This window comes from Brevundimonas sp. (assembly GCF_046295775.1).
GTDB lineage: Bacteria > Pseudomonadota > Alphaproteobacteria > Caulobacterales > Caulobacteraceae > Brevundimonas.
Map to the genome: position 1 here is coordinate 1 of NZ_JBKBML010000031.1, position 9,733 is coordinate 9,733.

Here is a 9,733-nt window from a genome sequence, read left to right on the forward strand (position 1 = left end):
GCGGAATGGCTTGTGAGGTCGGACCGTAGAGGAACATGGCAACTCAATGTGCCGCCCTGTTTTCAGCGGGCGCTAGAGCGGACTAAGAGACAATTTGCCGTTGGACTGACAGCACCGCCACGCCGCGTTGTTTTGTCTCGATTTTTTCTTCGAAAACGCAATATCTCCATCTTCAAACCCATCACCGAGATTGCGATGGGTTGACGCGCATGGAGACGACGGCGACCGTTGCGGCCACCACGACCATTGAAAGGCCGGTGTTAAATACGGGCTCGGAATCCTCTGATGAACGAAGCTGGCATCCGCGACCTCTTGGCGAGCGATCTCTCTATCTTGGAGGAGGGTCTCGAGCTCCTAAAGATCGAGCAATACATTCCGCCTGGAACGCTTCCTTTCTGGGGGCGGTCGAGAGCTTGGCGAGCCTGAGTCAGGAACCCGACGCGATGTGAGCTGGCGGATCGGGGCACGCCGCCGTGGTCGGCGAGGCCAGCGGCATGAAGGCCGCGATCGACGGCATCCCGGGTCTTCGCCAAGGGGCCGTAGATCACGCCGGCGGCGAGAGCGGCCGACACGGTGGCGAGGAAACAAGGATCTTCCGGACTACCTCTAGGCTCCGAGCAACTCTCAACAAGTTCGGGTCATGCCGAAGAGTGGCCTGTCTTGCGTCTTAAGAAAAACCAGCAGGAGACTAACGAGGCTCCTGCTGCACGGCGCGAAAGTCTGCTCTCTGCTCGCCGGTGAATGTCTCATCTGGCGCTTAGTGGAAGTCCCGAGAGCCCGGCAGGATACGCACGTCGCGGGGGTGGCGGTGGGTCGGGTGTCGCGGCGGCTGAGGGTGGGCGACCACGTCGGCGCGGGCCAGTTGCACGGTGGTCTCGTGATCCTCTGACAGGCGCTCCAGCTCGGCCGATCGGTCGATGACGCGCCGCGCCATGATGTGGGTCACGCCTTCGGCGCTCTTTTCGACCACGCCCTCCACCAACATCAGACGCGCGGCCATGACTTCGCGGCGGAACTGTTCGAACAGCCGCGCCCACAGCACGATGTTGGTGACGCCCGTTTCGTCTTCCAGGGTGACGAAGATGGCGTTGCCGTTGCCTGGCCGCTGGCGGATCAGCACCACTCCGGCGACGCGCACGGCGGTTCCCCCACGGCGCGCCTCGGCGGCCTGGCAGGTGGATACGCCCTCGGCGTCGAAGATCGGCCGCAAGATGTGCATGGGGTGGGCCTTCAGCGACAGGCGCGTGGTCTGATAGTCGGCCGCGACATGTTCGCCGAGCGGCATGATTGGCAGGCGGGCGTCGGGCTCGGCGCCCAGTTCGCGGGCGCCCCGCTCTCGGGCCTCGGCGGCGGCGAAAAGCGGCAGTGGATCGTCGTCGGGCAGGCGACGCACCGCCCACAGCGCCTCGCGCCGGTCCAGCCCAAGGGAGCGGAAGGCGTCGGCGTCCGCCAGCTTGCGCATCGCCGCCGCCGGCAGGCGCGCACGCCAGGCCAGACTTTCGAGATCAGCGAACGGCGCCTCCGCCCGCGCCGCGACAAGCGCTGTCGCCCAAGCCTCTCTGAAGCCGTCGATCTGACGCAGACCCAGACGCAGCGTCGGCTCGCCCTCTGTCGGCTCCAGCCCATTGTCCCAGCCGCTGTGCGCCACGTCGATGGGCCGGATCTGAACCCCTCCGATCTCATGCGCCTCGCGCACGATCTGGGCCGGGGCGTAGAAGCCCATGGGCTGGCTGTTCAACAGAGCGCAGGCGAAGGCGGCGGGGTAGCGGCATTTCAGATAAGACGAGACGTAAACCAACCGGGCGAAGGACACAGCGTGGCTCTCCGGGAACCCATACGAACCGAACCCCTTGATCTGGTTGAAGCACCGGCGGGCGAAATCAGGGTCGTAACCCCGCGCGATCATGTTTGAGACCATCAGGTCTTCGAACCGCTCCAGGTCGCCATCGCCCTTGAAGGTTCCCATGGCCTTGCGCAGCCCATTCGCCTGATCCGGCGTGAACTTTGCCGCCACCATGGCGATCTTCATCGCCTGTTCCTGAAACAGCGGCACGCCCAGCGTCTTTTTGACGATCGCCTCCAGCTCGTTCTGCGGGTGCTCGAGGCCGGGCCTGGGATATTCGACCTTCTCTAGACCACCCCGCCGACGCAGGTAGGGATGGACCATGTCCCCCTGAATGGGGCCTGGCCGAACGATCGCGACTTGGATAGCCAGGTCGTAGAATCGCTTCGGCTTCAGCCGGGGCAGCATGTTGATCTGGGCCCGGCTCTCGACCTGGAAGACGCCGATGGAATGCCCCCGCTGAAGCATGGCGTAGACGTCCGGCTGATCGTCCGGAATCGTGTGCAGCAGATAGCCTGTCTGCTGATGTTTCTCGATCAGGTCGAAGGCCCGCCGGATGCAAGTCAGCATGCCCAGCGCCAGGATGTCGACCTTCATCAGACACAGTTCGTCGATGTCGTCCTTGTCCCACTCTATGAAGGTGCGGTCCGGCATGGCGGCGTTACCGATAGGGACCATCTCGTCCAGCCGGTCCTGGGTTAGGACGAATCCGCCGACATGCTGGCTGAGGTGACGGGGTGTGTTCAGCAGACGCGTCGCCAACTCCACCGTTCGCAAGATCATGGGATTCTTCGGATCGAGGCCCGCCTGCTCGACATGACGCTCGGTGATGTCCTTGCCCCAGCTTCCCCAATGGCTGCCAGCCAGCCGGGCGGTGACATCCTCGGTCAGACCCAGGGCCTTGCCGACCTCGCGGACGGCGCTGCGCGGGCGAAAGTGGATGACTGTTGAAGCGATGCCGGCACGCTCTCGGCCGTATCGGTCGTAGATGTGCTGGATGATTTCCTCGCGCCGCTCATGCTCGAAATCCACGTCGATGTCCGGGGGCTCGCCCCGGCTGGTCGACAGGAAGCGCTCGAACAGCAGGTCGTGGTGGGCAGGGTTCACGCTGGTGATGCCCAGCACATAGCAGACCGCGGAATTGGCCGCGGACCCTCGTCCCTGACACAGGATGCCGAGATCTTCGGCCTTCTGGACGATGTTGCGTATCGTCAGGAAATAGGGCGAGAAACCCGCCTTACGGATGAATCTCAACTCCTTTTTCAAGGTCTTCTTGACCTTTGGAGGCACGCCGCAGGGGTATTTCAGCTTGGCCCCTCGCCAGGTCAGCGCCTCCAGCCATCGTTGCGACGACATCTGCGGAGGCGTCGGCTCGCTGGGATAGTTGTAGGCCAGATCAGATAGGTCAAAGGCGACGCGCCTGATGAAATCCAGGGTTTCGCCCACGGCCTCGGGCGTGTCCTGAAACAGCCGCGTCATCTCGGCGACCGGCTTGGGGTGACGCTCGGCATTGGTCAGGAGCCGCCGCCCTGCCGTCTCGATGGTCACTCCCTCGCGGATGCAGGTCATCACGTCCTGCAGGTCCCGTTCGCTGGGCGCGTGATAGAGGACGTCGTTGACCGCCAGAAGCGGAACGCAGGCCTGCTTGGCCATCGCTTTCAACCGGGCCAGGCGGCGGCGGTCGTCGCCTTGCCTCAACATGGAAGCGCCCAGCCACACCGCGCCGGGGGCGGCCCAGGCGATGCGCGTCAGCGTCGCGTCGAAGCCCGTCAGCCCCTGCGGCGGCATGACGATCAGCAGCATGTCCTCCGGCGCCGCCAGAAGATCGCCCAGGCCGATCTCGCATTCGCCCTTCCTGGCGCGGAGATTTCCCTTGGTCAGCAGGCGCGTGAGGCGGCCCCATCCGGCGCGCGTTTCCGGATAGGCGAGAATGTCCGGAGAGCCGTCGTTGAACACCAGCCTCGCGCCGAGGATCAGCTTGAAATCGGCCGCACGGCGTTTGACCTCGTCCGACAGGGCGACGTCGATCATCGTGTCCTCGTCCGTCGTGATTTCCCCCGGCCCGGAGCCCTCTCGACGATAGTCGGGCGGCAACAGGCCATGCAGACGCAGCGTCTTCAGCGCGCTCCACGCCCTGACCACGCCGGCCACGGTGTTGCGGTCCGCCAAGCCCATTCCCGCGTGCCCCCGCAGGATCGCGCTGGCCACGAGATGCTTGGGTGAAGATGCCCCGCGCAGGAAGGAGAAGTGGCTGCTGACCGCCAGTTCGGCGTAGTCGCCCAGCGGATCGGGAGCGATCATGCGAACAGGCCGTGGATGAACCAGCGTGGCGGTTCGTCGGCGCCGTACAGCCCCTGACGGAACAGCCAGAAGCGGCGGCCGTCCGTGTCCTCGACGCGGTAATAGTCACGGGTGCGCTGGCCGGGCGCACGCCACCACTCGCCGGCGATCCGCTCTGGCCCCTCCGCGAGGGCGACATTGTGCACCACGCGCCGCCAGCGGAAACGAAAAGGGTGGCCGTCCGGCGCCTCGGCCAGCGTTTCGACCGGCTGGGGCGGATTGAACAGATGCAGCGGACGCAACGGCGGATCTTCCGGATCGCGCTCGGGCCAGGCCTCAGCAGTATCCGTCGCGACGCCCCCCAGGATCCAGCGCGCCGTACGTTCGGGAATATGCGACCCTTGAGGCTGAAACCGCAGCACGGCCTGCGGCCCCAGACGAGCGACCAGCCGGTCGATGAGCCCGTCCATATCGCCAGTCGGGTCGGCGTCTTCGGCCAGTCCGCCCTGCAACGGGGCCAACCGTTCGACGGCCCGCACCGCCATTCTCATCTGGTCAAAACCGAATCCAGGATCCAGCGGCGTTTCTAGAGCCGCCAGCCGTTCTCGGAACAGGCGCAGCACCGAACCGGCGTCCCGGGTGGCGCGTCCGACCCTCAGTCCGATCCGCCGCACGCCGCCGTCCACGCGATAGAAGCCAGCCTCGAAGGCGCGCGCGCCCAGGGTGGCGGCTTCGAGTCTCGCCATTGTCTCGTCCAGCAGGTCCGACAGAACGCGCTGCACGTCCTCGTCAGCCGAAATGGGTTCGAGAAAGACGCGGTCGGCCACGATGGGCGGCGCCAGCCGATGTGGCGTAATGCGTATGTCCTCGTCGCCCATGACGCGCGCCAGTCGGGCTGGGAAGTCGGCGCCGAAGCGGGCCGCCAGAGGCGGGCGGGCCCGGTCGTCCAGATCACCCAGCCACTTCAGCCCCGCACGGCGCAGGGCCTGTTCATCGCGTTCGCCCAACTCCAAGGCGGCGACGGGCAGACGGCGAATGGCCGCACGTTCCATATCCGGCTTGAAAACCCCGCCGGGCCCGAACCGACTGAGCGCGCGCGCCGCTTGGGGCGTCGAGGCCAGGGCGCAGCGGCTTTGCAGCCCCAGACGGCTCAAGCGAGCCTGGACGGAGCGGATCATATCCACCTCGTCGCCGAACAGATGGGCGCAGCCGGTAACGTCCAGAATCAGGCCATGCGGCGGGTCCAATGCGATCATGGGCGAAAAGCGGTCGAAGTCGTCCAGCACCCGCCCCAGCAAGGCCTCGTCCGCCTCGGGCTGGGCGGCGACGACTCGCACCACAGACAGCCGCGCGCGCGCGTCGGCCAGTGTCAGGCCAACGATCAGCCCTTGGCGCGCCGCTTCAGGATCAACGGCGCTGAGACGCAAGGCGCTCTTGACCTTCTCCACCAGAACCAGCGGAGCACCGGCCATGCCGTCAGGCGTGACGCCGCCCGCCTCCAGCCGCGCCAAACGGTCGGTGGCCAGCCATGGCAGCCACACCGCCAGATAACGCCGCCGGTTCGACAAACGACCGTCCTTCACGGTCCCACTCCATCATCCAGGTTCCAAGAGCCGCGCCCGCGCGATTTCGCAGCAGGGTCGCGGAAAAAGCCGGTCGGCCCGGCGCTCCGCCCGCCAGAGGCGTCGAGGCGGCTGAGCGCACTGACCACCGGCTTTCCGCCGCGCTGGGCTGAGGTGCGGCCCCCGCCCGCGCCAGGAACAACCGCTTGCCACCATCGCGCGCCGCAAGCGAAAGCCGCCGGCTGGCGGTCAGGCTGAAGGCCCGATCCTCCCCCCACGCACTGAGCAACACGGTCCCGACCTTGCGCGTGCGCAAAGCGTCTTCACCGGCGCTCAGAAGACTGCGGATGTCGCGCGCCCGGACCACCAGAACCGTCCCCGGAGCCACGCCCATATCATGCAGTCCCTCACCGTACGGCTGGCCGCTTTCAAGACCGCCTCGATCATGAACAATCCACACAAGGTTCAGACCCGAAGAGAGGGACAGCGCAGCGCTCAGACCAAAGCCGTTTACAGTCGCGGCGTCGGCGCAGCTTTCAGCATAGAATTCGTGGATGCCTTGGTGGATCAACAAGGCCAATACGCCCGTTGCTCCACCTTCGGCCAAAGCCCCGCCAGTCCTGCGGTTCGCAATGGGATGAAGGGTTTCAGCGAGCGAGAAGCATGCGTTTTTAATCTGTATGTTCACCATTTGTTCTATAAGCGCTTTGCTTCCCGTGTGAGTCAAGGGGTGACAATATCGGAGCCCAGAGTTGGGCCATCCTGCCGCAATTTCGGCTCGGCAATGAATATTCGGTTATATCTACGCAATCACCACCGATCTGGTTTTAGGCGAAGTTGAGGTTTAAAGCCTGAATTGGAACAATGCAGAACAATAACCCTCAAGTTTACAATTCAGTAGCGATGTATTGATATTTGAATTATTTGTTTTGCTTATACATGGTTGTAAGCATTTATATCAGGCATTATCGACAGATGATCGAAACCATTGAGGGATATTGCCAGTAGCATACCGGTTCAAATCAGAAGGCTGAAATGGGCCGATGAGTCTAAATCGACAAACCTAAGAACGAACAGGTATGTACGCAGGCGGGCCTGCGTCGATGTTGTGTTTCCAGCACGCTGTGAAGGTCCGCTTCTGGCGCACAGCAGAAGGAACGGGAGTAGGTTAGGCGGGACAGGGAGGCGACCTCAATGCAGGCGGGCCATGCGCCAGTATGTCCTGTTCAGGCAATCGAAGCGCCCGTGGAATGCCGGCCGTCTTATCGGCCCCAAGGCGCCGCCAAAACCGAAGCACATCTGGGCCATTCGACAGCAGTTGAAGGTCGCAAGGAGGGTTCGCGACCTTGCAATGTTCAACTGCGCGCTGGACGCCAAGCTGCGGGCCTGTGACTTGGCCTAGCTTCGGGTCAGTGACGTTGCTCTCGGCGGCGCGCTTCGCCAGCGTTCGATCGTGATGCAACAGATGACCGGAAGGCCGAGTCAGGCATTCTGGCAGTGGGCCATGCGCCAGCGTGTTCCGACACCTCGTAAGCCCTGCAATCTTGATCGGCTGCGTTGGGAAGATGAGTGAGAGCTTGCTTGGTGCTTCGGGTTAATGACAGGCTACAAGTGAAGCTGGGAGTTGTCGGATGAAGCTGCGGGTATCAGGGCGTATTGCGGCGTCGGTGTCGGGTGTTGTGCTGCTAGTCTGGGCGGGGGGAGCAGCTGCACAATCGTCGGCTGCGGCGGTGCAGGACGGATCTGGCGGCCCTGATCGGGTCTCGCTGACAATCTACAATCAGAACCTGGCTTTGGTGGAGGACCTGCGCGCGCTCGACGTGCCAGCCGGACGATCGAGGCGTGAGTTTCCAGGCGTTTCGGCCAGCATCCGTCCCGAAACCGTCGGCCTGTCGGGCCGTGGTCTGTCGGTGGTTGAGCAGAACTTTGATTATGATCTGCTGACGCCGGACAGGCTGATGCAGTCGGCCGTTGGCTCGGAAATCGGCATCGTGAGGACCAATCCCGGTTCGGGCGCCCAGCAGACCGAGCGCGCCACCGTGCTGGCGGCAAATCAAGGTGTCGTTCTGGCCGTCGACGGCAAGGTGGAGGTGCTGCGTGATGACGGCGTGCCTACGCGGGTGATCTTCGACGAGGTGCCGCCGAATCTGCGTCCTCGGCCGACGCTGTCGGTCACCTTGGATGCCCAAGGCGCCGGTCGGCGCGACGTGCGGCTGAATTATCTGACCACCGGCTTGTCGTGGAAGGCGGACTATGTCGCCCGGTTCGACGAGGCGGCCGGACGGTTGGATCTGACCGGCTGGGTCACGGTGACCAACAACTCGGGTTCGACATTCACCAACGCCGACACGCGAGTGGTGGCCGGCGACGTGTCCATGGTCGACGCCCAGCCCCGCTATCGCCCGCCCGCTCGCAATCAGACAGTGCGTGGCGATGGAACCCAGATGGGCGACGCCCAGGGTCTCGCCGACCTTTATGTCTATCCGCTGGCTGAGCCGGTGACCGTCGCCAACAATCAGACCAAGCAGGTCGGGCTGATCGACGCTTCCGGCGTGCCGGCGTCCAAACGGTACCTGCATGTAGTCGAGGACTTCGCCACGGCTGAACAGCCGGCGGCGGCCGATGTGGCGGTGCTGTTCTCCAATAGCCGCGCCTCGGGCGTGGGGTCGCAGCTGCCGGCTGGCGTGGCGCGCGTCTATGTCAACGACGCCAGCGGCGAACCGCGTTTCATCGGCGAGGATCGCGTGCCGCACACCCCGGCTGGGTCTGACATCGTCATCACCACGGGCAAGGCCTTCGACGTCACCGTCCAGCCGCGTGTGGTTGCGTCGCAAGCGGTCAACGCCGGCGGATGGTGGCGCAGCCGGACGCGTTACACGATGGAATACACGGTGCGAAACGCTCGTCCCACGGCCGAGACCGTCGAGGTGCGTCAGCGCGTCTGGGGCCGCGACACGGTGATCGAAGGCCAGTCCATCGAGGGCGAGTTGCGCGACGCCCGCACTGCCGTGTGGCGCGTGCCGGTTCCGGCCAACGGCGAGGTGAAGCTGACCGCCGTCATCGTCACCGGTGGCTGATCGCGTCGTGGAGTCTCTGGGTCGATCATCGCGGCTGGCGCTGGGCGCCGTTCTGGCGCTGTGGGCGACCTCGGCTCGCGCCGAGCCGGTTGAGAGCGTCTCGGCGCGTCCCGACCGGGTCGGGGTCGTCATCTATCGCGACCGGCCGGTCGACACGGCCGAACTGATCGCCCAATCGCGCCAGCCCTACAACGATCTGAATCGGCAGGGGTTGGCCCTGATCGTCGAGCAGCGGACAGTGGACCTCCCGCAAGGCGAGGGGATCATCCGCTTTCGCGGAGTCGCCACAGGCATCGTCTCCCAAAGTGCGACGCTGGAGGGCCTGCCCGGTTCGGTCGTCGAGCGGAACGCGGATTTCGACATTCTGAGCCCAGGTTCGTTGCTGGCGAAATCGGTTGGCGAAGTTGTCACGGTGGTCCGCACCAACCCCGTCACCGGCGCGCCGACCGAACGTCGGGCCATCGTCCGCTCGGGGCCGTACGGCACGGTGCTGGAGGTCGACGGACAGTTCGAGGCGCTGGGTTGTTCGGGGCTGACGGAGCGCATCGTGTTCGACCGCATGCCCGAGGGCCTAAGCGACCAACCGGTTCTGTCGGTTCGCACGCGCAGTCCCCAGGCCGGGCGCTACACCGTCACCCTGGCCTATCTCGCGACGGGCCTGCAATGGTCGGCCGACTATGTGGCGCGTCTGAACCCGGACGGCCGCACCCTGGCGCTGGAGGGCTGGATCACCCTGGCCAATTTTGGCGGCACGGCCTTTCCCGACGCCCCGGTCCAGGTTGTCGCCGGGGTCCTCAATCGCGACGACGACACGCAGCCGGTACAGCCGGCCGAGGTGTCGCGTGACCCCGTCTGTTGGCCGCAGGACACCACGACGTTCGTGCGCTCCATTAATCCAGCGAGGATGGAAGATCGCGTGGAGTATTCAGGCCCGCCTATGGCTGTGGCTCAAGTTGGCGAGATCGTCGTCA

6 protein-coding genes are annotated in these 9,733 nt (G+C 64.8%); 3 read left to right on the top strand and 3 right to left on the bottom strand.

Features of this window, described 5'->3' with window-relative positions; translation table 11 throughout:
- On the top strand, positions 1-204 hold a 204-nt coding region (locus ACK4I0_RS12825; protein WP_409611577.1), incomplete at its 5' end, for a hypothetical protein.
- Positions 205-757: 553 nt separating this feature from the next.
- Here the strand turns inward: ACK4I0_RS12825 and ACK4I0_RS12830 are convergent.
- The 3 genes from ACK4I0_RS12830 to ACK4I0_RS12840 are packed head-to-tail and all read right to left on the bottom strand — an operon-like array spanning position 758 to position 6,373.
- Complete coding sequence (locus ACK4I0_RS12830; protein WP_409611579.1) at positions 758-4,144, bottom strand: error-prone DNA polymerase; 3,387 nt, start codon at positions 4,142-4,144, stop codon at positions 758-760.
- Complete coding sequence (locus tag ACK4I0_RS12835) at positions 4,141-5,706, bottom strand: Y-family DNA polymerase (protein WP_409611580.1); 1,566 nt, start codon at positions 5,704-5,706, stop codon at positions 4,141-4,143. The genes ACK4I0_RS12830 and ACK4I0_RS12835 overlap by 4 nt, the downstream gene beginning before the upstream one ends.
- Complete coding sequence (locus ACK4I0_RS12840; RefSeq protein ID WP_409611582.1) at positions 5,600-6,373, bottom strand: ImuA family protein; 774 nt, start codon at positions 6,371-6,373, stop codon at positions 5,600-5,602. The genes ACK4I0_RS12835 and ACK4I0_RS12840 overlap by 107 nt, the downstream gene beginning before the upstream one ends.
- Positions 6,374-7,316: 943 nt before the next feature.
- On the opposite strand from ACK4I0_RS12840, the gene ACK4I0_RS12845 reads away from it, so the two are divergent.
- Both ACK4I0_RS12845 and ACK4I0_RS12850 read left to right on the top strand, forming a co-directional pair.
- Entirely contained in the window at positions 7,317-8,762 is a 1,446-nt protein-coding gene (locus tag ACK4I0_RS12845) for a DUF4139 domain-containing protein (RefSeq protein WP_409611584.1), read from the top strand.
- 7 nt (positions 8,763-8,769) lie between these two features.
- The coding region (locus tag ACK4I0_RS12850) for a DUF4139 domain-containing protein (protein WP_409611586.1) at positions 8,770-9,733 on the top strand (964 nt) is incomplete at its 3' end.

What these genes read in the sequence shown, in the direction of transcription:
- ACK4I0_RS12830 (WP_409611579.1), bottom strand. Translation starts at nt 4,144, where the DNA reads ATGATCGCTCCCGATCCGCTGGGCGACTACGCCGAACTGGCGGTCAGC.
- ACK4I0_RS12845 (WP_409611584.1), top strand. Translation starts at nt 7,317, where the DNA reads ATGAAGCTGCGGGTATCAGGGCGTATTGCGGCGTCGGTGTCGGGTGTT.